21 protein-coding genes are annotated in these 24,496 nt (G+C 52.4%); 6 read left to right on the forward strand and 15 right to left on the reverse strand.

The window, feature by feature from the left end; all coding sequences use genetic code 11:
* Window positions 1–91 precede the first annotated feature (91 nt).
* Genes AC6I8A_RS21635 through AC6I8A_RS21660 form a run of 6 tightly spaced genes read right to left on the reverse strand, consistent with a single transcriptional unit; the run spans window position 92 to window position 5,173 of the window.
* Window positions 92–703, reverse strand: coding sequence for a glutathione S-transferase (locus AC6I8A_RS21635; protein ID WP_256698666.1), 612 nt, complete (start codon window positions 701–703; stop codon window positions 92–94).
* Window positions 700–1,710, reverse strand: coding sequence for an NAD(P)H-quinone oxidoreductase (locus AC6I8A_RS21640; RefSeq protein ID WP_497819148.1), 1,011 nt, complete (start codon window positions 1,708–1,710; stop codon window positions 700–702). The genes AC6I8A_RS21635 and AC6I8A_RS21640 overlap by 4 nt, the downstream gene beginning before the upstream one ends.
* A gap of 6 nt (window positions 1,711–1,716) precedes the next feature.
* Window positions 1,717–2,865 (reverse strand): ABC transporter ATP-binding protein, encoded by a 1,149-nt coding sequence (locus AC6I8A_RS21645; RefSeq protein WP_256698664.1) that lies wholly within the window; start codon window positions 2,863–2,865, stop codon window positions 1,717–1,719.
* A gap of 40 nt (window positions 2,866–2,905) precedes the next feature.
* A complete protein-coding gene (argE, locus tag AC6I8A_RS21650) occupies window positions 2,906–4,051 on the reverse strand; it encodes an acetylornithine deacetylase (RefSeq protein ID WP_256698663.1) in 1,146 nt (381 codons plus the stop codon).
* A gap of 8 nt (window positions 4,052–4,059) precedes the next feature.
* On the reverse strand, window positions 4,060–4,734 hold the full coding sequence (locus AC6I8A_RS21655; RefSeq protein WP_265296700.1) for a DUF1028 domain-containing protein: 675 nt from the start codon (window positions 4,732–4,734) through the stop codon (window positions 4,060–4,062).
* 13 nt (window positions 4,735–4,747) lie between these two features.
* Window positions 4,748–5,173 carry a RidA family protein gene (locus AC6I8A_RS21660; RefSeq protein ID WP_256698661.1) on the reverse strand — a complete coding sequence of 142 codons (426 nt, stop codon included), beginning with the start codon at window positions 5,171–5,173 and terminating at the stop codon, window positions 4,748–4,750.
* A 231-nt stretch (window positions 5,174–5,404) separates the two neighbouring features.
* On the opposite strand from AC6I8A_RS21660, the gene AC6I8A_RS21665 reads away from it, so the two are divergent.
* On the forward strand, window positions 5,405–5,794 hold the full coding sequence (locus tag AC6I8A_RS21665) for an acyl-CoA thioesterase (RefSeq protein WP_479490579.1): 390 nt from the start codon (window positions 5,405–5,407) through the stop codon (window positions 5,792–5,794).
* A 45-nt stretch (window positions 5,795–5,839) separates the two neighbouring features.
* Here AC6I8A_RS21665 and AC6I8A_RS21670 read toward each other — a convergent pair whose 3' ends face one another.
* From AC6I8A_RS21670 to AC6I8A_RS21695, 6 genes are all read right to left on the reverse strand, one after another.
* A complete protein-coding gene (locus AC6I8A_RS21670; RefSeq protein ID WP_265297375.1) occupies window positions 5,840–6,700 on the reverse strand; it encodes a ketose-bisphosphate aldolase in 861 nt (286 codons plus the stop codon).
* On the reverse strand, window positions 6,663–8,114 hold the full coding sequence (locus tag AC6I8A_RS21675) for a PTS fructose transporter subunit IIC (RefSeq protein ID WP_265296699.1): 1,452 nt from the start codon (window positions 8,112–8,114) through the stop codon (window positions 6,663–6,665). Before AC6I8A_RS21675 ends, AC6I8A_RS21670 begins: the two co-directional genes overlap by 38 nt.
* Window positions 8,115–8,135: 21 nt before the next feature.
* On the reverse strand, window positions 8,136–8,609 hold the full coding sequence (locus AC6I8A_RS21680) for a PTS sugar transporter subunit IIA (RefSeq protein WP_497819149.1): 474 nt from the start codon (window positions 8,607–8,609) through the stop codon (window positions 8,136–8,138).
* Entirely contained in the window at window positions 8,599–10,116 is a 1,518-nt protein-coding gene (locus AC6I8A_RS21685; protein ID WP_497819150.1) for a BglG family transcription antiterminator, read from the reverse strand. Before AC6I8A_RS21685 ends, AC6I8A_RS21680 begins: the two co-directional genes overlap by 11 nt.
* A gap of 403 nt (window positions 10,117–10,519) precedes the next feature.
* A complete protein-coding gene (locus AC6I8A_RS21690) occupies window positions 10,520–11,590 on the reverse strand; it encodes an acyltransferase family protein (protein WP_497819151.1) in 1,071 nt (356 codons plus the stop codon).
* 202 nt (window positions 11,591–11,792) lie between these two features.
* Window positions 11,793–12,812: a LacI family DNA-binding transcriptional regulator gene (locus AC6I8A_RS21695; RefSeq protein WP_256698656.1), complete on the reverse strand. Its 1,020-nt coding sequence runs from the start codon at window positions 12,810–12,812 to the stop codon at window positions 11,793–11,795.
* Window positions 12,813–13,062: 250 nt separating this feature from the next.
* Here AC6I8A_RS21695 and ascF point away from each other — a divergent pair, with 250 nt between their 5' ends.
* On the forward strand, window positions 13,063–14,514 hold the full coding sequence (gene ascF / locus AC6I8A_RS21700; RefSeq protein ID WP_265296695.1) for a PTS cellobiose/arbutin/salicin transporter subunit IIBC: 1,452 nt from the start codon (window positions 13,063–13,065) through the stop codon (window positions 14,512–14,514).
* Between the two features lie 11 nt (window positions 14,515–14,525).
* Entirely contained in the window at window positions 14,526–15,962 is a 1,437-nt protein-coding gene (locus tag AC6I8A_RS21705; RefSeq protein ID WP_497819152.1) for a 6-phospho-beta-glucosidase, read from the forward strand.
* 546 nt (window positions 15,963–16,508) lie between these two features.
* Here the strand turns inward: AC6I8A_RS21705 and AC6I8A_RS21710 are convergent.
* A complete protein-coding gene (locus AC6I8A_RS21710; RefSeq protein ID WP_265296692.1) occupies window positions 16,509–18,557 on the reverse strand; it encodes an FUSC family protein in 2,049 nt (682 codons plus the stop codon).
* 361 nt (window positions 18,558–18,918) lie between these two features.
* Here AC6I8A_RS21710 and yfiR point away from each other — a divergent pair, with 361 nt between their 5' ends.
* The 3 genes from yfiR to yfiB are packed head-to-tail and all read left to right on the forward strand — an operon-like array spanning window position 18,919 to window position 21,276.
* Window positions 18,919–19,590 carry a regulatory sequestration protein YfiR gene (gene yfiR, locus AC6I8A_RS21715; RefSeq protein WP_256698652.1) on the forward strand — a complete coding sequence of 224 codons (672 nt, stop codon included), beginning with the start codon at window positions 18,919–18,921 and terminating at the stop codon, window positions 19,588–19,590.
* Window position 19,591: 1 nt separating this feature from the next.
* Window positions 19,592–20,806: a diguanylate cyclase DgcN/YfiN gene (dgcN, locus tag AC6I8A_RS21720; RefSeq protein WP_256698651.1), complete on the forward strand. Its 1,215-nt coding sequence runs from the start codon at window positions 19,592–19,594 to the stop codon at window positions 20,804–20,806.
* Window positions 20,803–21,276 (forward strand): outer membrane lipoprotein YfiB, encoded by a 474-nt coding sequence (gene yfiB / locus AC6I8A_RS21725; protein ID WP_256698650.1) that lies wholly within the window; start codon window positions 20,803–20,805, stop codon window positions 21,274–21,276. The genes dgcN and yfiB overlap by 4 nt, the downstream gene beginning before the upstream one ends.
* Here yfiB and uvsE read toward each other — a convergent pair.
* Together uvsE and AC6I8A_RS21735 are read right to left on the reverse strand one after the other, a co-directional pair.
* On the reverse strand, window positions 21,263–22,237 hold the full coding sequence (gene uvsE, locus AC6I8A_RS21730) for a UV DNA damage repair endonuclease UvsE (protein ID WP_497819153.1): 975 nt from the start codon (window positions 22,235–22,237) through the stop codon (window positions 21,263–21,265). The two genes, yfiB and uvsE, sit on opposite strands and share 14 nt — an antisense overlap.
* Before the next feature lie 126 nt (window positions 22,238–22,363).
* Complete coding sequence (locus AC6I8A_RS21735; protein WP_256698648.1) at window positions 22,364–24,394, reverse strand: choline transporter; 2,031 nt, start codon at window positions 24,392–24,394, stop codon at window positions 22,364–22,366.
* Window positions 24,395–24,496: the final 102 nt, after the last annotated feature.

Genomic DNA, 24,496 nt, shown 5'->3' on the forward strand with positions numbered 1-24,496 from the left:
CGGTGGTCACCATAAATGGCGACCCTACGGTTAAAGGGCCTGTTATTCGTAGGGTCGCCATTTATGGTGACCGAATGACGATTTACAGGGATCAATGTGGGCGCGTGCTGGCCATCGCTGGATGGGCATCGAACAGGGCAAACCAGGCGGCAGTCAGCGGATGGTTTGTTCGCCAGTTAAGGTCGGCAAAGCGGAAATCGAGATAACCGAGCGCGCAGCCGATAGCAATCACACCAAGATTGTCAGGCTGAGTGCTAAAACCACTAACATGGCGTTCAATTTCCGCCAACGCGGCACTGACTTTCTTCAATTGTCCATCGGCCCAACCTTGCCACTGCTTTTCCGCTGGACGCGCGCTGAATTCATAACGCGCCAGCAAAGCGGCATCGACCAAACCATCGCCTAACGCCTGCCGCGATAAGGTGATCCAACGCGTGTCACCGTGCGATGGCAACAAATCGCCCTGCGCGCGAGTAATTAGGTATTCACAAATCACACGGCTGTCGTACAGGCACAACCCTTCTTCCGTGCGCAGCGCCGGCACTTTAGCTAACGGATTAAAGGTGGCAATGCGCTCGTCACGTTCAATCGGATGTGCCGCGGAATCTAACAGCTCAATCTCATGAGTCAGCCCAAGACAATGTGCAGTGACCATCACTTTGCGCACATAAGCGGATGTAGTGGCGTAAAACAGTCGCATCATGTCAGCGCTCCCGGCTGATCCACGCTGAGCAGCACTTTGCCAATGTTGGCGTTGGCTTCAAGGATGCGATGCGCATCGGCCGCCTGCGCCAGCGGCAAAACTTGATGCAGCGTGGGGACGATTTTGCCTGCGGCGATGAGCGGCAGCAGATGCTTGCGGATGCACTCAGCCAGGCGCGCCTTTTCAGCCGCGCTTTTGGGGCGCAGCGTGGAAGAAGTCAAACTCAATCCTTTTCGCATCACCAATTGCAGATCGAGTTCGATCTTCGCGCCCTGCATAAATGACAAACTCACATGACGTCCGCCCTGCGCTAATACGCTAAGATTACGCGCCACGTAATCACCGCCGACGTTATCCAGCACCACATCCACGCCACGACCTGCGGTTTCCGCTGCAATCGCCGCGACAAAATCCTCTTTATGACGATCAATGGCGCGCCAGACGCCAATCTGTTGCAGTGCTGCGATTTTTTCAGCACCGCCTGCGGTGGCAATCACACGCGCGCCACAGGCCTGCGCACATTGAATGGCAAAAGTGCCGACGCCGCTAGCAGCACCGTGAATCAGCACGGTTTCGCCGGGTGCTAAGCGCCCCAACTCAAACAGGTTGTGCCACACGGTAAACGCCGCTTCGGGTACGCCTGCGGCATGCGACAACGGCAGATTATCGGGCAGCGGCAAACACAACTCAGCGCGCGCCACGCAATATTCGGCATAACCGCCACCGTTGAGCAGCGCCATCACCGCGTCACCGATGGCGAAGCCAATAACGTCTGCACCCAACGCCACCACGTCACCTGCCACTTCCAGACCTAACACATCTGTCGATCCCGGCGGAATGGGCATACCGTTGCGCTGCATAATATCCGGACGATTAACACCCGCGCTGGCGACACGAATCAGCACTTCGCCCGCCGCAGGTTGTGGCACAGCACGCTCCACAACCGTTAAAACCTCTGCGCCACCCGGCTGGCTGGCTATTACTGCTTTCATCATTTCAGGCAACATCGGAGCTTATCCCTGCTTAGCGGTGGTAAAAGCGCACACGCCTTCATCATCAAAGGTGATTCCCAGCACGCTGCCAACCGGCCAGCGCGTCAGGGAATCGAGCCCAGACTGACGCGCAAACAGCGATGCGCTGCCGAGCGCCGGCACATCAAGATGCACGTCAACGTGATCGCCCTGAAACACATGGGTGATCACCGTGGCGCTCAGGAAGGAGTGCGAAGACAGCGGCCCCAACTGAATGTTTTCCGGGCGCACATACACATCCAGACGCTCGCCAACATTCGCCTGAACACGCTCTGGTGGCAGACGCAGCGCGTTGCCCCCCAGCTCAAGCACCGCCGCGTGATCGCGTCCAGCATAACGTCCCGGCAGAATATTGACGTCACCGACAAAGCCCGCCACAAAAGGATCGCGCGGCTGGCGATAGATCTCATCTGGCGTACCGATTTGGCGCACGTGCCCCGCTGACATCACCACCACGCGATCGCTCATGCTCAGCGCTTCGCCCTGATCGTGAGTGACAAACACCGTGGTGACGCCCAATTTGCGCTGGATCGCTTTCAGTTCGACCTGCATTGATAAACGCAGATTTTTATCCAGCGCGGAAAACGGCTCATCCAGCAACAAGACTTTGGGCCGGATCACCAGCGCACGCGCCAGCGCCACGCGCTGCTGTTGTCCGCCGGAGAGTTCACGTGGCTTGCGATGGCCGTAACCTGCCAGCTTGACCAAGGCTAATGCTTGCTCAACCCGCTCGGCGATTTCGGCCTTAGGCACGCCGCGCATACGCAGGCCGTACCCGACGTTTTTCTCTACCGTCATATGCGGGAACAGCGCGTAGTTTTGGAATACGATGCCGATTTCACGCTGGTAAGGTGGAATTTCGGTCACCAACTCACCATCAATAAAAATCTCGCCGCCGTCGGCTTCCGCAAAACCAGCCATCAGGTTTAGCAGCGTGGTTTTGCCACAGCCCGACGGGCCGAGCAGCGTTATAAATTCCCCTTCTTCAATGGTCAGGGAAATTTTGTGCAGCGCGATAGCGTCGCCAAATCTTTTCAGCACGCCATCTAACTGCACGGCGACGTTACTGGCTTTCGCTGATAGATGCGGCATATCGGGCTGCGGGAATCGGGTAATTTCTGCACTGACCATGAACTCTCCAAAACTGTCTTGCGTGACAACGTCACGGAAATTATTGACTCATCCATGCGGCTAAGCGTTGCAACATGGCGTCACAGGCATCTAACTGCGCGATGCTGATGAATTCGTCGGGTTTATGACCTTGCGCCATGCTGCCTGGCCCACAAATCACGCTGGGAATACCGGCCTGATGGAATAAACCGCCTTCGGTGCCAAATGCGACGGTACTGAAGTCGCTGGATTGAGTTAAATAGGCGATCAGTCGCGCGGCCTCACTTTGGGCATCAGTCAATAATCCTGGATAGCCGCTGATCGGATAAAAACGGATCGCGCTGTCCGCTGCGATGGCCTGCATGCGTGGCACCAACTCTGTTTGCGCAAACGCATCCAGCTCATCGGCGATGGCTTGCGCATCATCCTGCGGCAAGGTGCGCACTTCGAAATCAAAGGCGCATTCGGCGGGCACTATATTCAATGCGCGGCCGCCGCTGATGATGCCGGTTTGTACGGTGGTAAATGGCGGATCAAAACGAGAATCCTGATGTTGTGCCTTCCGCTCGCCAATCGCCGTTAACTGCTGGATCAATCTCGCGGCATATTCGATGGCATTGACGCCCTGCGGCGCATAGGCCGAATGGCAAGCCGCACCCTTCACTTCACAGCGCACGCCCAATTTGCCCTTATGACCCAGCACCGGTTGCAGTTCAGTAGGTTCACCGATCAGGCAGATGGCCGGTTTTTCCGGGCGCTGCGCCAGCGCATCCAGCAAAGTGCGCACGCCAAGGCAGCCGACCTCTTCGTCGTAGGAGATCGCCAGATGCAGCGGCTGTGTAAGGGGTTGTGCCAGAAAATGGGGCACTGCCGCCAGCATGCAGGCGATGTAGCCTTTCATATCGGTGGTGCCGCGGCCGTATAACTTGCCATCACGTTCGGTCAGTACAAACGGCGGCACGCTCCAGTTTTGCCCATCCACCGGCACCACATCGCTGTGGCCGGACAGCATCACGCCGCCATCGCCAGCGGGCCCAAGGCGCGCATACAAATTGGCTTTACTGCGTTCTGCGTTGTGGATCAGCTCACAGCTCACACCCAGATCACTCAGGTATCGCCAGACGAAATCGATCAATGCCAGGTTGGATTCACGGCTGGTGGTGTCAAACGCCACCAGCTTTTCAAGCAGTTGTCGGCTGGTAAACATGGGAACTCCTACTCGTCGCCCGGCACGCCGTAACGGGGTGCCTTCGTTGGATCGATGGCGCGCGTCACGTAATCGTTCATTTGCGGTTGATAGGCCAGCCACAGCTGGTTGAGTTCGCCAATCGCATCGCCTTCCGTCCAGTCAACGCGCAGATCGACAATTGGCCACACCTGATCATCAACGATCGACAATGCCGAGGAGTGCACCGGCCCCGCTTCACCGCCGGCCTGCATGCCCGCCTGCATCGCCGCGATTAAGCGCTCAGCTAAATGGCCGGAATGCTGCTCGAAGGCGCCTACCATTGCCGGAATCACCTCAGGGTTAGCCAGCAAATTACCCGCCGCCACGCAGTGATGACCGGTTTGCGTGTTATTAATGCCAAGGGTTTTATCGCCGCTAAAGCAGGCGGTCTGGCCATTCGCGGCTAACACCGTCACCTGGCGATAATGGTGATATTCATCGCTGGCCAAACCGGCTTTAAGCGCGGCTTCTGCGCTATCGCCTTGTTGCAGGCGATCAAGAATGCGCGGACCTAACGCCGGTAAGGTGATGTTTTGAGTTGATACCGCGCCTACCGCTGAGCGTAGCCATGGGCAACGTGCACCCACCGCAATGCTGGATGAGCTAATGGCAATGCCGATTTGGCCGGTTTCGTCACAGCGTCCCACAATGGATAACGTCATCGTCTCCCGCCTCTTATTCCGCTTGCCAGTCGTCTGGGATTACCGCGATCACATCGATTTCCATCAACCATTGCGGCTGACCTAAACCGGAAATCACCAAGCCGGTAGAGATTGGGAACACACCTTTCAGCCATTTACCCACCACCTGATACACCGGCTCGCGATAACGTGGGTCGATGATGTAGGTGGTGGTTTTAACGATGTGCGACAAGTCGCTACCCGCTTCTTCCAGTAGCTGTTTAACGTTCTTCATCGCCTGATCGGCTTGCGCGGCGGGATCGCCTAATCCCACCAGATTGCCCGCAAAGTCAGTGCCAATCTGTCCACGGACATACACGGTGTTGCCCGCGCGCACCGCCTGACAGAGATCGTTATCCAGCGCCTGATTGGGATAGGTTTCTTTGGTGTTGAATTTACGGATGCGAGTATGTGTGGTCATGCTTGCCTGCTATGCGAAAAGGGTTTGCGCAAGGTATACCTTCCCACGCGTGGCAGCGAAAACAGCATTAACCGAGGTGTTGCTTTAAAAAATCCGAAGGAGCTCACGGTGATGATTTTTAGCATTAAATTGTGATCATCATCACCAGCCGCTTAACCGGCGTTTACCGGGCGCGCGTTCTGCGGTATACCACCCTCCTTCTTCAGCTAACTCTCAGATAAGGATATAAAAATGTTTACAAAGCAGTATGAGGTTGATGAAAAACACATTGATTTTCAGGGCGTGGTCGATGGCCTCTACTATCCGTTTTATATGGAGTGGACGCGCCATGCTTACATGCGTGAAGCCCTGGGTATCGATATGGAAGAAGAGTTTAAGCAGGGCAAAATTTACATGGTGCTGGAGTATTCCCTGCGCTTTCGTAAGAGCCTGGTAAAAGGTGACCAGGTTGAAGTGACCTGCGTGCTGGGGAAGAATGAGAAACGCAATCGCGTGAATTTTGTGCAGCAGATTCTGGTGAATGGCGTGGTATATGCCGATGCGACGTTTGTTGCCACCTGCCTGCAGAATGGACGCCCTTCCATGCCTGATGCAGTGATGAACGCGTTAGCGGATGCTTGATGCGGTTTTGGTAAGGGTCGCCATGAATGGCGACCCTACGTACATTCAGCCATAGAGTTCGGCTTTACCCACTGAAGAGAACAACCGCATCTTATGCGCGACCACCTCTTTTGCAGCGGCAATCGGTTTCAGGAACAATTCACTCGGTTCATGCCCACCGCGTTTAATCTCATCTTCCAGCATGACAAAAAAGGCTTTCTTCATATCGCTGGAAATATTGATTTTACTGACGCCATGTTCAATAGCTTCGGCAACTTCGCTGTCTTTATTGCCGGAACCACCATGCAATACCAGCGGAATATCCACGCGTGCGGCAATCTCTTTCAAGCGGGGAATATCCAGCTTTGGTTGTTTACCGGCTGGATAAAGCCCGTGCGATGTACCAATAGCAACCGCTAAGGTATCCACGCCGGTCTCTTTGACAAAGCGTTCTGCCTGATCGGGATCGGTAAAGAGGATTTCACTGTGGCCGCCTTCCGCACTCCCCTCCGCTACGCCGATGGTGCCTAACTCCGCTTCCACTGACACATCCGCGGCGTGGGCGATTTCCGTCATTTTACGCGTCAGCGCAATATTCTCTTCAAACGGCAGTAATGAAGCATCAATCATCACCGAGGTGTAGCCGGTTTGAATGGCTTTAATATTGTGCTCCAGCGATTGACCGTGATCCTGATGAATCACCACCGGCACGCTGGCTTTAGCGCCTAACTCACGTAGATAAACAATAAAAGCATCACCCACGAAATCATGTTCTACCGGGTGTACTTCCAGAATAACCGGTGATTTAAGTTCTTCCGCCACTTCAATTACCAGGCGAGCAAACTCAGCGGAGGCGATATTAAAAGCGCCGACACCAAACTTATTATTCTTAGCCACGCTCAAAAGATTCTTCATGTTGATTAACATCATTCACTCCTTCGGTAAGGGTTTCATTTACGTCTTTCTTAATAAATCGCAGGATTACCGCGGTGAAAACCGCACCCGCAGCAATCGCAAACATATAGGCCAATACATGTGTAATCACATTGGGGATAAACAGGACGAACACGCCGCCGTGCGGTGCGCGTGAAGCGCAACCTAACGCCATGGAGAGCGCACCCGCTAAACCTGAACCGGCACAAATTGCGGGAATCACGCGCAGCGGATCGGAAACCGCATAGGGAATTGCGCCTTCAGTGATAAATGACAGTCCTAATACATAGGTGACTTTGCCGGTTTCGCGCTCTTGAGCAGTGAATTTGCGGCCAAACAGCGTGGTAGCCAGCGCAATGCCTAATGGCGGAACCATGCCAGCCGCCATACAGGCGGCGATAGGTTCATAAATGCCGGTGGACATTAACCCGATGGCAAACATGCACACGGTTTTGTTTAACGGGCCGCCCATATCAAATGCGACCATTACGCCAATCATTAACCCCATAATGGCGGCATTCATGTTGCCCATGCTTTGCAGGAAAGCGGTCAGCGCTTCCAGCAACATTCTGATGGGCTGACCGATAACTAAAATCATTAATGCGCCGGTTAATAACACCGTAAGCAGTGGCACAATCAAAATCGGTTTTAAACCCGCAATCGCCTTAGGCAGATGAATATATTTCACTACCAGCAACGTGATATATCCGGCGAGGAAGCCGGCAAATAGCGCCCCAAGAAAGCCCGCACCGGTGTGCACTGCGAGCATGCCGCCGACCGCGCCAGACACAATACCCAGATTGCCACTGATTGATTTACTGATGCCGAGCGACAGAATCGGCAACATCAGCGCGAAAGCCGCACCGCCACCAATGTCAGACAACATTTTCGCAATCGGACTGAAATTCGCATCGCCTGGCGTTGCTGCAGTAATACCAAAGGAAAAGCTGAGGGCAATTAATATGCCTCCGGCTATCACAAACGGAATCATCAGATTCACGCCGGTAATGAGATGAATATAGAGCTGCGACAAGGTGGATTTTCCGCTCTGCGTCTCGCTATCATCGCTGTTTAGCGCTTCGCTATTGCTGTTCATCTCCGGCTTTAGCGCGCCGCTCATGATATTGCTCAATAATCCGCTGGCATCTTTCGCCGCGCGCGCCACCGGTACTTTAAATATGCGCTTTCCCTTAAATCGGCGTAAATCGATGACTTTATCGGCAGCGATCAATACTGCATCCGCCTGGCTAATATCATCCTGAGTGAAGTGATATTCACTCTCCACCGCGCCGTGGGTTTCAACTACAATGTCGATGCCCATCTTCGCTGCACTTTTTTTCAGATTGGCTTCTGCAATGTAAGTGTGGGCGACGCCTGTCGGACAGGCGGTAATAGCGATCAGTTTCATTATAAACTCCAGGTAAAAAGTTTATACTCCGGTATTATTGACGATTAGCCGATACAACTCTTCGTTGGTTTTGGCATTAATTAATCGTTCAACAATCTCATCATCACCCAATGCCACAGACACACGGGCTAATACTTTAATATGACCAATGCCGCTATCGGAATTGCGTACCGCAAATAAAATCACCAGTTTTACCGCTACGTCCTCTTCAGTTTCCCAGTCAACCGGCGTGCGTAAATTAGCCACCGCCATGCGCGTTTCATTCACTGCCACCGATTTACCGTGAGGTATCGCCACCTGATTATCAAATCCAGTTGGCCCCAGCGCTTCTCGCGCCATCACATCCTGAATAAATAAGGCTTTATCATTAATAATATTCTCAGCATAAAGCAGCGACGATAGTGCCTCAATCACCTCAATTTTATTACTCGCCACTAAATCAGTAACCACACATGAGCGGGTTAAAATATCTGACACGATCACTTTATCCAGCATGATGTTTCTCCTTCATATTTTCATCAGAAAAAAGTCTTTCTGAAACTCGCGCAATATCTTTCTTAGAGAAAATTGCCGAGACATAGGCAACCGGTAACTCAACATCCTCTAATTTGATGGTTGAGATAATTAAATCGCACGCCTTCATTTCCAGTGTGCTCGAGAGCTGACTGCCGGGAACGATGGCAATAATTTCCCATTCGGGAAACGCACGATTGATACGACTGGATAACAACTGCGATGTTCCTACACCACTGGAGCAAACGATAATGATCTTCTTAGCAGCACGGAATTTATCCAGCGCGGTTTGTAGGTAAATCGTCAGATAAGCCACTTCATCATCCGAGATATCCGCATAGCCATATTTTTGATTAATACGGTCAGCTGCCTTTTTTACCGCATTAAAGGCGCTACCCAGCTCACTTTTAATTTCATCCAGCAATGGATTATGGATAGCGATGCCATAGGCAAGTCGATTGAGCATAGGCTTAATATGCTGAGCTAAATCGTGACGCAGTTTCTTATCCAGGCTAAGGTCGAGGCCTAAATCTTCTGATGATTCACGAATCAGCCCATCTGCGTAGCGATCGGCTTCGCTGTTGAGTGGTAACGGAAGGCTATCGCCTGACGTCAGCGTATGGCGGCCCGATGAAATCAGATATTGATAGATATAACTCACTTCAATCGCCGGTAAGATCATTCGGTACTCATCCTGCAACCAGCTCACGGCTTTCTCGGCAATCGTCCACTCCTTGCCCTCGTGTCGCGTATAGGTTTGTACGTCCGATTGCGCCGTAAGGCCCGCCGCACGTCGAATCGTCACCAGCAGATGTGAAAAGAGATTGGTGTAATAAGGCTCACTGATGGCACAGGTTAATTCATCTTCAATTAAACCAATGAGCGAGATGCAATTATCCACGTTCACCTTGCCAAATTGATCGACTAATTTTGTTCTGGAAAAACGGTCAATTCGGCTATCCGCTGTTTGATACTGACTTAATACACTTACGGTGATGATATCTTTTAACGCCATACGTATATTCAGATCGTTACCGTGGATATAGGTGCCTGAATGGTCGCGAATCAACGTCAAAGCGAATGTAGCCAGCCAGGCATCGACCTTTTTCAAATCTTCCACAATTGAAGATCGGCTGACAAAAAATTTCTCCGACAGCGCGCTGAGTGATAATGGCGCGGGTGATTGCGTCAATAAATCAGTAGAAATGCCGACCAGGCGTTTAGTGCCCAATATTTCATGATGCTGTTCAGAGACAACTGATGTGCCGCGCGAGAAAACCGATCCGCCATCAAAGCGCAAACCTAATCCTGGCTTACTAATAATGCGACGTTGATTGTCAGAACAAAATTCATTGATAACTTCAATATCTCTTCGCAGCGTACTGACAGAAATATCGAGAGATTCAGCAACCCGATTCGCCGGAACCCAATCATTCTCTGCGATCAGAAAATCAATAATTCCGTTTTGTCGTTGGTTCAGTGCTGTCATTCTTGACGCCCTTGGTTGTTTTTCACCGTTACCCACCATGGATACGTTTATACGAGAGATAAGCAACGAGGAAAATACTAAATGATGGGCAGAAGATGGACATATCGTTGAACACTTCATCACAACTGATAAGGCGAAAACAGATTTGAACTATGCGCGAGCTTAATTCGCGATAATATCTGTGGGATTATTTTGACGAGGTTATCATTTTTCAAAATAACTTATAAAAACGATCTGGAAAATGCAGGAAGTGTGATGGGCATCGTCATGCTAATCGCAGACAGCGACTACTTTCTCCAGCAATTGATGTCTGGGTTTAATGAATTTAATGCTTTGCGCGAAAATTATTTAGGTCGCCATAAATGGCGACCCTACGATTTGATATGTATGGAAATTAGTGAGATTACGCTCCTGCGCCGGATTGCGGCGCTGCGGGGATGCGTTTCCCCTTTAGCATATTTCGCAGTGCCGGTTCGGCATATTTTGTTATCAGGAAAGCAATGTAGTACAACACGCAGGCCACCACGATAGGCATCAGCAGCATGACAACTTCACTCTTGATATAGAGGTTAAGTTTAATCAGCGTGGCGATCATCAGGTTTTCATGAATCAGATAAAATGCGTAACTGGCAAATCCAACAGCCGTCAGGAAGCGTATCGAAAGCCAGCGCTCCATCTGCTTTGAGTAGAAACTGGCAACAAAGAACACCAGCACCATCAGCAACGGAATGACTGTCATTATGCCAGCATTTTTGACGAAATAGCCGAAGTTAATCAGCATCGCCACGGCGACAATCGCGTAATGGAACAGTTTATCGCGACCGTGCATACGTTCATAAACCAGGCAACCCACCATAAACCAGGAATAATGTATAAAACCAAACTTGGAAATTATATCGATAAGCATCGGATGCCCAAGCGATTTTAATACCGACGAAGCGGATAATAGCAACATTGGCACCAGTAAAGCAGGCAAGCAATATTTCCGGCCCAGAGTAAAGTAAACGGCACCAATAATCAGATAGAAAACCGCTTCGACATACAGTGACCAGAACGATCCCGCCATTGATTTAAATTCAATGCCGGTTAATTGTGTCAGGGTTTCCGGATTGGTAAATATCAATCCAGGCAGCAGATTCCTGACGTACGGCGTCATGGCTGACCATTCCGGGAAGAAACCGCCTAGCGCGAAAAGCAGCATGCTGGCAATAAACATCGCGGGAAACAGCCGCAGCCAGCGCTTTTTCAAGAAACTGATATAGCTGTTGGATTTATCCAGCGTCATAAAAATGACAAATCCTGAAATCATGAAAAACAGTTCTACGCCGAGCCAGCCAAAGCTGAAAAGTGGGATATGTTGTGTTTGCGCGACATAAGGTAATAATTCCGGCCATCGTGCGTAAGCGTGGTAACCGATAACTAACAGGATCGCCAGGCCGCGCATACCATCAAGGTGCGTTATACGTGCGTGCATAATTCCCTCAGGAAAGATGACTGGATGAGTAAAGTCAAATTAGCATTGACAGAGTTTTACAATCAATCAGGCTAATTCTGATTAAAGCAGATTGAAATCAGAGTCTCTTTAAAAAAGAAAGCCATTTATTAATGGAGAAACAATCCTATTTCCATCAAGTATCAATGACTAAATTAATGGAATTAGAAACTCAAATTTTCAATTACAGATTGTGATGCGGTCCCGGCCCAACAGATTCACGCAAAATTAATTCGCCAGAGAAGGTTTTGTCATTGCGCATTTCGCCGCCGTCCAGCATAGAAATCAAACGTTCGATGGTTTCCTTAATCATCTCTGTGACCGGCATTTTCACACTGGATAACGCCGGAATAGTAAACGGCGCCAGCGGGATATCATCGAACCCGATCACCGCCACTTGTGCAGGAACGGCAATCTGCGCTGCCGCCAGCGCTTTGAGCGCGCCCACCGCCATATCATCGTTGCTGGCCACCAGCGCTGAGAAATTCCTGCCCTGCTTCAGCAACTGTTCCACCGCTGCCATGCCGTTTTGCGCCTGCCATTTTCCTTCGACCACCAGCGCATCATTAATTGGAATACCATGTTTGGTCAGCGCTGCCTGGTAGCCCGCCAAACGTTCACGCCCGGTCGGCGAATCCAGCGAACCGGTGATAAAGGCAATATCTCGATGACCCAGCGCAATCAGCTGCTCCACCGCAGCGCTGCTGCTGCGCTGTTGATCGGAATAGATGCAGTAACTGTCGTGCTGTCGTAGACGACGGTTAATCACCAATATCGGGTGTTTATGCTGCGCGATGATGTTGTCCATTTCATCGGTGGTGAGAAAACGCGGATAGATAATCACACCATCGCAACGCAAATCGAGCAGGAACTGAATGGCTGCGCGCTCCTCTTCGGCGCTGTGTTTACCATCCACTAACAGCAGCTGACGTCCCTGCTGTTCCATCAGGCGCGCGGAGTGCTGCATCAACTCGGTGAAGTAGCTGCCGGTATACAAAGTGTTGGTAATCACCAGCCCAATCGTCTGGCTGGATTTGGTTGCCAGATTGCGCGCCAGCAAGTTAGGGCGGAAATCGGTGGCAGCAATCGCCTGATACACCTTCTCGCGTTTTTCCTGGCTGACATAACCATTGCCAGACAACACGCGCGAAACGGTTGCTTTTGATACGCCGGCTACTTTTGCCACCTCGATTATGGTCGCCATGTTTCACTCTTTTTCGATGCTCATCGCATCAGTGTACCTAAGCGACGAAATGTACGGCAATTTTTCTGCCATCCCCTTATCAGCGCCCTTTCACTCACAGCGATCAACTTCACACTTTCAATCATTGAATTTTAAATCTCTTGCCTGGTTTACATCACATCTTCATGATTTTGTGAAACCGGTTTCTCATGATTAAAAATCACGCAGAAAACCGCTGTACCTCTACCAAATATTCAGAGATCAAAAATCCATGGCTAAAAATTATGCGGACGTCTCGCGCGCCATCGTGGCTGCGCTCGGCGGCCTGAACAATATCGAAGCGGTGACGCACTGCATGACGCGCCTGCGCTTCGTGGTGAAAGACAGCGCGCACATTGATAACGCCGTGCTGAAAGCCATTCCCGGCGTGATGGGCGTCGTGCATACCGATACGCAATGTCAGGTGATCATTGGTAACAACGTGAACCTCGCCTATCAGGAAGTGTTGAAGCTTGGCACGCCAAACAGCGACGGCGCGGCGCCTGTGAAACGCAAAATCACCCTGCGCAGCATCGGTGCTGGGATTCTGGATGCGCTGGTGGGCACCATGTCGCCGCTGATTCCGGCGATCATTGGTGGCTCAATGGTGAAGCTGCTGGCGATGGTACTGGAGATGAGCGGCGTGCTGGAGAAAGGCTCCTCGACGTTGATCATCCTCAACGTGATTGGTGACGGCGCGTTCTTCTTCCTGCCGATTATGGTGGCCGCTTCAGCTGCGCTGAAATTCAAAACCAACATGTCGCTGGCGATTGCCATCGCGGGCGTGCTGGTGCATCCCAACTTTGTCGATTTGATGGCCAAAGCGGCGCAAGGTCAGGCGGTGGAATTCGCCTATATCCCGGTGACGGCGGTGAAATACACCTACACGGTGATTCCGGCGTTGGTGATGACGTGGATTCTGTCGCACATCGAATACTGGATCGACCGCATTACGCCGGCGGTTACCAAGAACTTCCTCAAGCCGATGCTGATTGTGCTGGTGGCTGCGCCGATCGCTATTGTGCTGATCGGACCACTCGGCATCTGGATTGGTAGCGGTATTTCGGCGCTGGTTTACACCATTCACGGCTATCTTGGCTGGTTGTCGGTGGCGATCATGGGCGCGCTGTGGCCGCTGCTGGTGATGACCGGTATGCATCGCGTGTTTACGCCAACCATCATTCAAACCATTGCTGAAACCGGCAAAGAAGGCATGGTGATGCCGTCGGAAATTGGCGCCAATCTGTCGCTGGGTGGTTCTTCGCTGGCGGTGGCGTTCAAAACCAAAAACCCAGAACTGCGTCAAACCGCGTTTGCGGCGGCGGCATCGGCGATTGTCGCGGGCATTTCTGAACCGGCGTTGTATGGTGTGGCGGTCAGGTTGAAACGACCGCTGATCGCCAGCCTGATCAGTGGCTTTATCTGCGGCGCGGTAGCCGGTATTGGTGGACTCGCCAGCCATTCGATGGCTTCGCCCGGCTTGTTCACCAGCGTGCAGTTTTTCGATCCCACCAATCCGATGAGCATCGTGTGGGTCGGCGGCGTGATGGTGCTGTCGGTGGTGCTCTCATTCATTCTGACGTTGATTCTCGGCTTTGAAGATATTCCGGTTACCGAGCCCGCACAGCCAAAGCCGGTGACGGATGATGTCAAACCCGCCAACGTTAATTTATCCAAGGTGTAAAAGAGGTTTTTATGTCTGAAGTGACATTTCCAGAGGGATTTTTGTGGGGCGGCGCGTTAGCTGCCAATCAGTCAGAGGGGAGCTATCTGGCGGGCGGTAAAGGCTTAACCACGGTGGACATGATCCCGCACGGCGCGCATCGCATGCCGGTAAAGCTGGGTCAGGAGAAGCGCTTCGCACTGCGCAGCGATGAATATTACCCAAGCCATGACGCCATCGATTTTTACCGCCGCTACAAAGACGATATCGCGCTGATGGCGGAAATGGGGTTCACCGTGTTCCGCACCTCGATTGCCTGGAGCCGTATTTATCCGCAAGGCGATGAATTGACGCCCAACGCGGAAGGCATCGCCTTCTACCGCAGCCTGTTTGAAGAGTGCCAGAAATATGGCATCACGCCGCTGGTGACGCTGTGCCACTTCGATGTGCCGATGCATCTGGTGACCGAATACGGTTCGTGGCGCAATCGCAAAATGATCGAATTTTTCAGCCGCTACGCGCGTACCTGCTTTGAAGAATTTAACGGTCTGGTGAAGTATTGGCTGACCTTTAACGAGATCAATATCCTGCTGCACAGCCCGTTTTCTGGCGCAGGTTTGGTGTTCGAACCGGGCGAAAACCCGGAGCAGGTGAAGTATCAGGCGGCACATCATGAATTGGTGGCAAGCGCGCTGGTGACCAAAATCGCCCATGAAATTAACCCGGAAAACCAGGTTGGCTGCATGCTGGCGGGCGGTAATTTCTATCCGTGGTCGTGCAAGCCGGAAGACGTGTGGGCGGCGCTGGAGAAGGATCGCGAAAACCTGTTCTTTATCGATGTGCAGGCGCGCGGCGCTTACCCTTCCTATGCCGCGCGGGTGTTCCGCGAGAAAGGCGTGGAGATTGCGATGGAAGCGGAAGATGCCGCCACGCTGCGTCACACCGTCGATTTCGTCTCCTTCAGCTATTACGCCTCACGCTGCGCCTCGGCAGAGATGAACGAGCAAAACAGCAGCGCCGCCAACGTGGTGAAATCGCTGACCAATCCGCATGTCAAACGCAGCGATTGGGGTTGGGGCATCGATCCGCTCGGCCTGCGCATCACCATGAACATGATGTATGACCGCTACCAGAAGCCGCTGTTCCTGGTGGAAAACGGCCTCGGCGCGCGCGATGAAATCAACGCCGACGGCGAGATTCACGATGATTACCGCATCAGTTACCTGAAGGAACACATTCAGGCGATGGGCGACGCGATTGCCGATGGCATTCCGCTGATCGGTTATACCACGTGGGGCTGCATCGATTTGGTGGCGGCCTCGACCGGCGAGATGAGTAAGCGCTACGGATTTGTTTATGTCGATCGTGATGATAAAGGCAACGGCAGCCTTGAACGCATCCGCAAAAAATCGTTCTGGTGGTACAAGCAAGTGATCGCCAGCAACGGGCGGAATCTGGACGCGATTTAAATAGGTGGTCGCCATGAATGGCGTAATGCTTTTCAGTTAAGAACGCATTTTGCTTTGAATAGGTAGCGGGCTCTGACACATCTGCTGCGTCACGGGCCGTCCTCGCGCCGCTACCGCGGTGCCTTCGGCTTCCATGTCGTGCCAACGGACCGTTCGCGGATCGGCCTTCCTGGCCGGCCCCGAACTGCCTCATGCATCCATGCATGAGGCTCCTGGCCCGACGTAAAAGCCTCAGCGCTGCGAATGGCCATTTTGCCGCAGCAGACGCGCCAGCGCCTCTGGCAAATGTGCCCTTTTCAATAACGCGCACTGAAGCTTATGAGCAGGCCGGGGACGCTTGTGGGCAGGCAATCCGCAGCGCTGAACGAAGCGAGGAAGCCAGGAGAGCCCGCAGGACGCGGGCGAAAGGCGGAGCCGGGACAAGGAAGTCCCGTCTCCGCCGGTCCATCAGGCAGACGAGCGAAGTGAAGGGACCGCGTAAGCGGCGCGAGGACCGCCGGACCAAAAGTGCCCCCGGCCTGCGCACTCATGCCATGAATGGTGACCCTACTTAATGATCGGCCATGCTTGTTGCGGGAACAGATAGAGCCGAATACTGAACAGATGGAACAGCGGCGTCAGCACCTTTTCATCGTGTTTCGCCAGTTGTTCCAGCTTCAATAGCAGTAAATCCAGCTCCTCCTGCAAATCCGCATGCGGCGGCGTTTGCAGCGATTTCAGGCGACGCTTAAGAAACAGCGCCAGCTCATGAAACATCTGTCCGCTATCCAGCTGATATTGCTGCAGCAACTCTTTGTGGCGCGCGTAATAGTCAAAGCTGTTAACGCCTAGCCACACTTCCTTGAGCAACATGCCAGCCGAGCGCATATCGGGATGCGGATCGAGGCGTAAACGCGGCAGCACCACGTTCACTTTATCCAGCATCAGGCTGATAAAACGTTGACGTCCCAGCAGTGACGAACCATTGCGCTCGGTCTCTTTAATAAAGCGCAACAGCTCGCGCAGACCTTGTCGCACGGCGCGGCGCGCAGTCCATGAGGGACGTTTGTTGCGCATGATGGCGGTGATGATCACTGCAAACATTACGCCCGCCATGGTGGCAATCGCGTTGTTGATCAGCAGCACCAGATCGGGTTTTAAATGGTGGCCGAGGCCAATAAAGCCCGGAATCTGAATCGCCACGCTCAGGCCAATCATGTTGGTGGTGGGACGCGCGATCATCAGTGCCAGCAGCAGCAGGCCGGGCGCGAGGCAAATCATCAGGGCTTCGAATGAGGTCGCTTGCGGGATCAAAAGCGCCACGTAAATCACGCTGATAATGATTGCCACGATCACGCCACGCACAAACAGCTTCATCGAGGTCAGCGGCGTATCCTGACTGGCGAGCAGTGAGCAGAGAATCGCTGCCATCACCGGTGCCGATGCGCCATCACGCCAGCCCGTTCCCATCCACAGTAAGCAGGAACCGAAGGTGGCACAAAAAGCGGTTAACGCTGACAGCCGGATTAACCCTTTATCGAAAAAGCGGTGCGTGCGTTTACCGCGCGCCAATGTGGTGTCGCCCGACAGATCGCTCACCAATCCGCCGACGCTTTGATAAGCACCCGCAATACGCACAAAATCCGCCAGACGTTCCATTAACCCGGTAAACAGCAGCCAGTTTTCGGTGGGTAATTCGCCGTTTTGCCAGGCGAGGTTGAGTTCAGCCTGACACGCGCTCAACGTCTGTTGAATGCCGCCGGTCTCCCCCACCGCTTCACCGTCGTTGAGCCACAGCAGAAACAGCTGAAAGGTCTGCGCCACGTTTTCCGGGAAGGCGACTTGCAGTGTTGAAAGCCGCTGCAGGCGCATCTCAATGGCCGTTAACGTCGGGATCAGATAGGAGAGATGTTGATACTGCACGCTCACCAGCCGAATCAGTCGCCGCGCGGCATCACCTTCATAGACGCAATGGGTGATCAGCACTTCCACCTGCTGCGGATGGGTCGCCATGCGAATCAGAATGTCGTCACGCTCGGGCGAGCTGTCGCTGGGAATACCCGAAAGCAAATCGCCGCACAGTTTACGCGCGTTGAGATACCAGTGGCTGACGCTCTGCTCCAGCAGGCTGCGCATTGATACCGGAAACAGCAGCGCATGCACCAGACTGCTACAGACGATGCCGAGTGTGATCTCTTCTATACGTGAAATCACCGTGCTGGTGATTGACAGCGGCGTGGTGACTTCCGGAAAACCCATGATCGCCGCGCTGTAACCGGCCAGCATAAACACGTAACTTTTCGGCGTGCGGTCGTGCAGCGACAGATAAAGGCAAACGCTGACCCACAGCGAAATGCAGAAACAGAACAGCAGCGGATGCTGCACGGTTGGCGGAAAAATAAAGAAAACGAATACGCCACCTAATAAGGTGCCCAGCAGGCGGAACACCGATTTTGAAATGGTTGAGGCGGAATAGAGCTGCGACGCAAGCAAAACCGTGGTCACCGCCCAGGCCGGTTTATCCAGGTTCAATTCGAGTGCGAAATAGAGTGCCAGAAAGGCGGCCAGACAGGTTTTTACAGCAAAAAAAACGGCGTTTTTTGACAACCACTGCATGACACGGTGACCAGGATGTACTGAATGTTGCGTATCCTGCCAGAATGTGAAAAAGCCTCACCTCGATAAATATGTCGAATTGTTTCGCAATCGAAAATCATGTTCATGGCGCGATTTGCCTGCGATGGGAATGTGTAAGCTCTGCTAATGGAAGCACAAGGGAAAGATGCGGTTTTGTCGCTAATTTACCCATCATCAGCGTTTTGAGCCGCTTTAACGCACATCAGTTATCAGGACAATAAATGTGTGTTGGATCACACTTTGGCCAAATACGTCCTTTTTGGCTTCTTATCCATAAAATAATTTCGCGCAGAGACAGGTACAAATATCGCGGGGATTTTCTCAGGGTGTGCATTTATGCATGCAAGGTCGCCATGAATGGCGACCCTACCGGGGAGATGTGTACTTTTTTAACCGCAGCGATGGTAATATTTGCGCGCTGAACAATGCGAAGAACTTTCGGGAACGCAGTATGTTACGTAAACATCACATTCTTCGGGAAGCCGACGTGCTGCTTTCCCTGCTCCACATCTGCAAAATCGTCATTACTGCCCTTTTTCTGCTGCTGTTTATTTCTCGCTCAGCTATTGCTGAAATAAAAGACGATAAAGCCAATCGCATTGTCAGCGGCATTATTAGTTTTACCCATTGGCCGGGATTAACCGGTGCGCCGCAGCTTTGCATATTTTCTTCTGCACAGCATCTTTCGCTGCCACAAAACAAAGTGCCTTCATCTGTACCGTTTAGCGTGGTTTATCTCTCCAGCGAGAGCGAACTGGCGACGCAGCATTGCGATGCGGTCTATTTTGGCGATCAGACTCCGCAACAACAGGTTGAACTGTTTGAACGTTTCAAGGGTAAAGCGGTATTGACCCTGGCTGAGAACAATGCGGAATGTACCATCGGCGCCGCCTTCTGCCTGATCTTTAAATCAGATCACACGCTGTTCTCAGTCAACCTTGATTCGCTTGCCAGGAGCGGCGTCAAGGTAAGTCCGGACGTGTTGTTGCTGTCCCGCAATGGAAGCAAATAAGATGAAATTAGAAAATTCAATTAATGATAAATCATCGATTCGCAACAAGTTGCGTAAGATCAGCACCATTAACTCGGCGGTAATTTTACTGCTGTGCTGGCTGTTGCTCTCCTCGACTTCCCTGCTGTTTATTAAAAGCTACGAGAAAAGAAACCTCGAATTAATTGCCGCCACGCTCAGCACCACGCTGACCGCCGCCACGGTTTTTGAAGACAGTTACGACGCGCATAATAAAATCGCGCGACTCGGCAATGAAGGCATGTTCGATTCGGCGAAATTAGTGACTGACGATCAAACCGTTTTAGTGGACTGGCATGATCAACAGGAACAAACCGGCTGGTATCCGCGTTTATTACGTGAGTGGATTTATCTCAAACCGTTTAGCGTCAATATTATCCACTCTGAAACCAATGTCGGTACGCTGACGTTGGAAGGTACGGTGACCGGCGCGGCGGATTTTATTCGTTATTCGCTGATGATTCTGACCAGCGGCATGCTGTGCGTATTAATCATCTCCTTCATGCTGAGTGAATTCCTCCATCGCGGCATTCTCGCCTCGCTGCGCAACATCACCAGCTCGATTCATTATGTCATCCATTCCGGTGATTTTTCCTTACGTATTCCAGAAAGTCCGACGCGCGAGTTTCAGCTGTTTTCGAATGACCTCAACTCGTTGCTGACAGAGATGCAGACGCTGCAGGCTTCTCTGATGCGAGATAACCGCACGCTGGCGGCTAAAGCGCTGGAAGATCCGTTGACCGGCCTCGCCAACCGCGCCGCCTTTGTGGCGCGCTTAACACAGTTGCTCGATCAGCAATTGGCGAAAGAGCGCTTCGTTTTACTGTTTCTTGATGGCGATCGCTTTAAAAGCATCAACGATAATTGGGGCCATGCGGCCGGTGATGAGGTGCTGAAAGCCATTGGTTCACGCCTTTCAACATTGGCTTATAAGCAGGATTTGGTCGCCCGTCTAGGTGGCGATGAGTTTGCCATGTTGGTAAGCAGCCGCGCCAGCGACGCGCAACTGCAGTTGCTGATGCAGGATATTAGCGAGTCGATCAGCCAGAAAATCATTATTGCGGAGGGCACATCGATTTCTACCTCGGTGACCATTGGTTACGCCTGGTCGCAGCACGGTGATACCGTTGAGTCGATTCTGGAACGCGCAGATATGAACATGTACAAAAACAAGGGAATGAGTAAGGTGCGGATATGAAGATGAAAATTTTCCTGATGGTGTGTGTGTTAGCGCTGGTCGGTTGCCAGACAAAGGGACGTTTCAGTGACGAGCAGATTGCGGCGATGCGTAATGCCGGATTCAGCCAAAATAGCGAAGGCTGGGGATTAGGCTTGTCGGACAAAATCCTGTTTGGCGTCAATGAAGCGCAACTCACTCCCGCCAGTAAAGAGAATATACAGTCAATGGCGAAAAATCTGGCGGCGACCGGTATTCACCATGTGCGTATCGACGGACATACCGATAATTACGGCAAAGCGGATTACAACCAGCAGCTGTCATTGAAAAGAGCCAACGCCGTCGCAACACAATGGGCAACAGGCGCCGCGATTCCGCGCGAAAATATTATTACGCGCGGATTAGGCATGAGCGCACCGATTGCCAGCAACAACAATGCGCAGGACCGCGCGCAAAATCGCCGCGTGGCGATTGTAATTACGGCGCCGTGATAATCTGGCGCGCAACCGCATAATCATAAAGGCGGTCGCGCGCTAAATTCTTCTTTTTTACTTCGCACATAATATCGAAGGCGTTAAACGACAGCGCCCAATCATTTAAGCTTTGATTGAAGTAATAATCGGCATGGGCGCGAAGTTTGCTTTTCGACACCGCCAAATCCTGCTGATCCGGGAAACCGTGATCGGGAATCAGACCTTCCTGCGCAATTGAATAGTGCAAAACGGGCCGCACACCGCGCCACGATTCATTAATCAGCGCGATTCGCGCATCGTCAGCCTGAATATAGTGGTTCTCTTTCACCCAATGATGGTGAATATCCAGCACTACCGGACACAACTCACGCGCCTGCAACACATCGTCCAGCGAACAGGATATTTCATCATTTTCCACCGTTAGCATATTGCGCGCTTCAGGACTCAGCCGCAGAAACGCGGCGCGAAATCCCTCATAGCCCTTTTTGCCGTTCATATGGATGTTGATTTTGAAATCCTGAAACTGGCGGCCATAACCCATTAATACTGCGCAGGTGGTGTGATACTCCACGTCTTCAATTGCACGATCTACCACGCCATCGTTATCGGAAGCCAGCACCGTATATTGACCGGGATGGAACGAGAGCCGGATATTATTGGCACGCGCCAGCTCGCCGCAGCGGCGTAATAACGTTGTGAGATCGGGCAATAATTCGCCATATAACTGCGTGGCTTCCGGCACGGTATACAGCGGCAACAGATCGCTGCCGATGCGCATCATGCGCAGCGCATCCGGCTGAGTAGCAAGCTGTTCGAGCGTGAGAAGGAGATTGTGCAGATTGTTTTGCGCCAACTGATTCAGCAGCGTGATGCGTGAATCATCGTCAAGGCTGAGAAAACGCGTGCGCGTGGTGCTTTTGAAGGGATACGGCTGTTTAGCCTGTTGATCCAGATACTTACAAGCAAAGCCTAATTTCATTTCATCCCCCGTTTAATCAGCCTGAAAGCTTAGCTGTTATTTGGGAATGTGCACGGTTGGTCGTCATAAAGGGCGATCAACCGTGCTGGGTTTTTTAGGGTCGCCATTTATGGCGACCTGGATAAATCACACGTCCGGGAACGTCATATTGCTGCCCGGCGCTTCACGATGCAGATGGATAAAGTTCAGGTGACGTTCGTACTGATCGAGAATATCGATAATCACCTGCTCTTTGTTGTAGTCCATCAAATCGTTGCCCTGGCTGCCTTCCAGCAGGAAGGTTTCCAGACGGTAATAGGTCGACTTACCGCTGCGTGCCCGATAGGTAAAGCCCGGAACCGAATACTGCTGCGGCCAGATTTGATAAACGAAATCCTGCTCATCACCCAGCAACACGCGCAGATCGAGGTGGCCCAGCGGCTGCCCCTCTTCTGGCTCGGCACGCTCCAGCGAGATACGTCCACCGCGCAGCTCCAGCTCTTTCGCCACATCCTGCATCGCCGGGAACAGCACCTCTTCCATCATCTTCTGCGTATAGCGCGTGCCCGGATAGTTCATCAGGCGCGACAGGCGTTTCTTCCAGCTCAGGCGATCGTTACTGGCCGGAATGTACGGCGCGGTGTCGCGGCTGGCGCTGGCGCGGCGATGATCCTCGACCTTCAGCGATTTATACAGCCCGGCCATCACAAAGAAGATCACAAAGCTAAAGGGTAAGCCCATGATCACCGTGGCGTTCTGCAGGGCAGAAATCCCGTTGGTCATCAGCATACCCATCGTCAGCACACCAATCGCAATCGACCAGAAGATACGCAGCCAGTTCGGTGCATCGCTGTTGATGTCTTTCAGCTTCGAGGTGAAGTTACCCAACACCAGCGAACCGGAATCCGCCGACGTCACGTAGAACAGCATACCGGTGATGGTGGCCACCGAAGCACTGAACTTGAACGCCGGATACTGCGCCAGCAAGCTGTAGAAGCCGCGTTCAGCATGCGCCATCACTTCCTGGGCAAAGCCGGCGTCGCCATGAATAATTTCATACAGCGCCGCGTTACCAAACACCGACAACCACAGCAGCGTAAAGGTGAACGGGATAATCAGCGTACCCAGCACGAACTCACGAATAGTACGACCGCGCGAGATACGGGCAAGGAACAAGCCAACGAATGGCGACCAGGCAACCCACCACGCCCAGAAGAACAGCGTCCAGCTATTCATCCACTCGCGTGGCTGATCAAAGGCAAAGGTATTCAGCGTCATACCCATAAAGCGATTGACGTAGTCACCGACGTTCAACACCAGCGCGTTGAGCAGGAAATCGGTTTTGCCCATAAACAGCACGAACAGAATCAAGCCCAGCGCCAGCGCGACATTCAATTCAGAGAGAATACGGATGCCTTTATCTACGCCGGATGTCACTGAGATGGTGGCGATGATCACCGACAGCACGATCAGCGCGGCCTGTGCCGTGAAACCTTCCGGCACATCAAACAGCACGTTGAGGCCGTAGTTCAGCTGCACCACCCCAATTCCCAGGGTAGTGGCGATACCAAAAATGGTGCCGATCACCGCAGCGATATCCACCGTGTGACCAATCGGGCCATTAATGCGTTTGCCAAAAATTGGATAAAGCGCTGAACGGATAGTGAGCGGCAGGTTGTAGCGATAGCTGAAATAGCCGAGCGCGATGCCCATCAAGGCGTACATCGACCAGCCGGTGACGCCATAGTGGAACAGCGTCCACACCATCGCCTGACGCGCGGCTTCCATGGTCTGCCCTGCACCTTCTGGCGGCTGCATATATTGCGTTACCGGTTCGGCAACCGAGAAGAACATCAGGTCAATACCGATACCGGCGGCAAACAGCATCGCCGACCAGCTCAGTAAACTGAACTCGGGTTTAGATTGCTCCGGCCCAAGCTTGATAGCGCCATAGCGCGAACACGCCATATAGATGACGAACACGATGTACAGCGTGGCAGCGAGCATGTAGTACCAGCCAAACGTGGACGTGACCCAATTGACGGCGGTCAGAAGCCAGCTGGCAGCAAGTTCGCTGTAAAAAATCGTGACAAGTGAAAATGTCAGAATCAGTCCGGCTGAGGTGTAAAACACCACAGGATTGATTCTGTCTTTTTCACTGGCAGGTGGATTAATCATCGATTACCTCTGGTTAATTTCCTGTAGTACGTGCCAATGAACCCTGATTCGGCCGCCATAAATGACGAGCCGACGAGGGAAGTGCGGTTTTCGTGGGGTGCG

Source organism: Pantoea sp. X-Soil-ISGK-275, from assembly GCF_059730795.1.

Coding starts and splice junctions, on each gene's coding strand:
- AC6I8A_RS21635 (WP_256698666.1), bottom strand. CDS start 703: ATGATGCGACTGTTTTACGCCACTACATCCGCTTATGTGCGCAAAGTG.
- AC6I8A_RS21640 (WP_497819148.1), bottom strand. CDS start 1,710: ATGTTGCCTGAAATGATGAAAGCAGTAATAGCCAGCCAGCCGGGTGGC.
- AC6I8A_RS21645 (WP_256698664.1), bottom strand. CDS start 2,865: ATGGTCAGTGCAGAAATTACCCGATTCCCGCAGCCCGATATGCCGCAT.
- argE (WP_256698663.1), bottom strand. CDS start 4,051: ATGTTTACCAGCCGACAACTGCTTGAAAAGCTGGTGGCGTTTGACACC.
- AC6I8A_RS21655 (WP_265296700.1), bottom strand. CDS start 4,734: ATGACGTTATCCATTGTGGGACGCTGTGACGAAACCGGCCAAATCGGC.
- AC6I8A_RS21660 (WP_256698661.1), bottom strand. CDS start 5,173: ATGACCACACATACTCGCATCCGTAAATTCAACACCAAAGAAACCTAT.
- AC6I8A_RS21665 (WP_479490579.1), top strand. CDS start 5,405: ATGTTTACAAAGCAGTATGAGGTTGATGAAAAACACATTGATTTTCAG.
- AC6I8A_RS21670 (WP_265297375.1), bottom strand. CDS start 6,700: ATGTTAATCAACATGAAGAATCTTTTGAGCGTGGCTAAGAATAATAAG.
- AC6I8A_RS21675 (WP_265296699.1), bottom strand. CDS start 8,114: ATGAAACTGATCGCTATTACCGCCTGTCCGACAGGCGTCGCCCACACT.
- AC6I8A_RS21680 (WP_497819149.1), bottom strand. CDS start 8,609: ATGCTGGATAAAGTGATCGTGTCAGATATTTTAACCCGCTCATGTGTG.
- AC6I8A_RS21685 (WP_497819150.1), bottom strand. CDS start 10,116: ATGACAGCACTGAACCAACGACAAAACGGAATTATTGATTTTCTGATC.
- AC6I8A_RS21690 (WP_497819151.1), bottom strand. CDS start 11,590: ATGCACGCACGTATAACGCACCTTGATGGTATGCGCGGCCTGGCGATC.
- AC6I8A_RS21695 (WP_256698656.1), bottom strand. CDS start 12,812: ATGGCGACCATAATCGAGGTGGCAAAAGTAGCCGGCGTATCAAAAGCA.
- ascF (WP_265296695.1), top strand. CDS start 13,063: ATGGCTAAAAATTATGCGGACGTCTCGCGCGCCATCGTGGCTGCGCTC.
- AC6I8A_RS21705 (WP_497819152.1), top strand. CDS start 14,526: ATGTCTGAAGTGACATTTCCAGAGGGATTTTTGTGGGGCGGCGCGTTA.
- AC6I8A_RS21710 (WP_265296692.1), bottom strand. CDS start 18,557: ATGCAGTGGTTGTCAAAAAACGCCGTTTTTTTTGCTGTAAAAACCTGT.
- yfiR (WP_256698652.1), top strand. CDS start 18,919: ATGCAAGGTCGCCATGAATGGCGACCCTACCGGGGAGATGTGTACTTT.
- dgcN (WP_256698651.1), top strand. CDS start 19,592: ATGAAATTAGAAAATTCAATTAATGATAAATCATCGATTCGCAACAAG.
- yfiB (WP_256698650.1), top strand. CDS start 20,803: ATGAAGATGAAAATTTTCCTGATGGTGTGTGTGTTAGCGCTGGTCGGT.
- uvsE (WP_497819153.1), bottom strand. CDS start 22,237: ATGAAATTAGGCTTTGCTTGTAAGTATCTGGATCAACAGGCTAAACAG.
- AC6I8A_RS21735 (WP_256698648.1), bottom strand. CDS start 24,394: ATGATTAATCCACCTGCCAGTGAAAAAGACAGAATCAATCCTGTGGTG.